The sequence below is a fragment of the Dietzia sp. SLG310A2-38A2 genome, from assembly GCF_014145095.1.
Classification (GTDB): Bacteria; Actinomycetota; Actinomycetes; order Mycobacteriales; family Mycobacteriaceae; genus Dietzia.
Genome location: NZ_JAALDX010000537.1, coordinates 1 through 1,429, shown reverse-complemented (window position 1 = coordinate 1,429; position 1,429 = coordinate 1). Strand labels below are relative to the sequence as shown.

The window sequence follows — 1,429 nt, the reverse complement described above, 5'->3', positions numbered from 1 at the left end:
AAACCCCACCACTCCACGGGACTTACCCTCCGAGCGCAGGTTGCGCATCACCGACCAGTTCGCGACCCTCCGGCCGCCTGCTGGAAACGGACAGTGCTTTTCTCCCTGAGTATCGAGAATTTGGGGTCCGACCGACTGCCTCATCCACTACTCGAAGAATGCCCTTACGGTCTCAGTCGTCCGACCAAATGAATAGAGTTTCGGAGCATCGCCATTTGTGAGGAGATCCGCAATGCCACCTGGAGAAGAACGCCCGCTTGAACAGGCTCTTGCCGAGACTGTTGAGTTTGTGGAGAGCGCGCTCAAGCGCTCGGCCCCGTCACAGGGTGTCCTGGACCTCCAGCCCTTTGACCACCGCGCGGAAGGATTGACGCATCGACAACGGAGGGAGATCGCCCTTGAGCAGCTCCCGGCGGTTATTCCGCTACCTTTCAGGCCGGACTCGAAACCCGACGAGACCGGGACGGAGCGTCGAACACTATGGTTCCGCCGTGTGATCCTCTGGGGGCTGTTTCTCCTCACCGTTGTCAGTGTTGCCCGCCCCGAGCTCTCGCTACTGTTCGGCTTGGTGTGGTTGGTAGTCCTCATCTGGCCCACTCCATCAAGGGGCCTGGCGCGCGTGCGCGCCAGCACTCCAGCGAGCGACGGACTATTTGGCGGACACACCACCGAGCTCGAGCTCCGGATCATCTGGATGGCTCGATGGCAGACTGCTGCGATCGTCCACACCCGGGCGTGGGGATCGGCGGAGATGGCCAATGGTGTCGGCCGGATCGATATCTCGGACGTCCTCGGCCGCCTTACCGACCGGGCACTGCACCTTCTGCGGTTTTCCTCAACAATTCTTCCGACACCGTCGCGGTCCCAACCGGAACTACGTCAGCAGTGGGAAAGGGAACAGCAGCGAATCGGTGCGATTCGGGCAGAACTCATAGAGCAGGTGGCCGCACTCATCGTCTACCGCGAGCACCTGGAGCTCATCTCGGATCTGCTCGACCAGCGCGACCAGATGGCCGTGTACTCGGAACGGGCAGCGGCGTTCGACGAAGCCTTGCCTCCCTCGACCGAGGGGCCCGTTCTCCTCGACGCGGCCAGCGAACAGCGTGACCTACACGGCAATCTCGCGTCACAGCTGCAGTACCTAGGTGCAATCACAGACGGTTCAGAAGTCGCTCTGCCCCTCCGTGACTCCTCTCAGACCTCCTGACACCGGCAGGTAGCCCCTACGATTCAGAGAGAGACTGGTGCTCGACGTCGTCGACCCCGTCCCGCAGTTCCGGCGAGTGGCTGACATGGGCCAGCACCGCGACGGTGAAGGCACCGATCATCGCGCCGAAGACCAGCCACCCCGCCCCGGGCGGGAACCAGTCCCACGACGGCCCCGACGCCCCGTAGATCATGCGGTCGAAGAACAGCGCGCCCGCCGCAG

General features: G+C 63.0%; 1 protein-coding gene and 1 pseudogene. One reads left to right on the top strand and one right to left on the bottom strand.

Annotated elements, in window-relative coordinates; all coding sequences use genetic code 11:
* Window positions 1-232 precede the first annotated feature (232 nt).
* Complete coding sequence (locus tag G6027_RS16940; RefSeq protein ID WP_182638156.1) at window positions 233-1,207, top strand: hypothetical protein; 975 nt, start codon at window positions 233-235, stop codon at window positions 1,205-1,207.
* 16 nt (window positions 1,208-1,223) lie between these two features.
* On the opposite strand, the pseudogene G6027_RS16935 reads toward G6027_RS16940, so the two are convergent.
* A pseudogene (locus G6027_RS16935) lies at window positions 1,224-1,429 on the bottom strand (hypothetical protein); the annotation flags it as partial.

Excerpts from the sequence above, each read along its gene's own strand:
- G6027_RS16940 (WP_182638156.1), top strand. The coding sequence starts at position 233 with ATGCCACCTGGAGAAGAACGCCCGCTTGAACAGGCTCTTGCCGAGACT.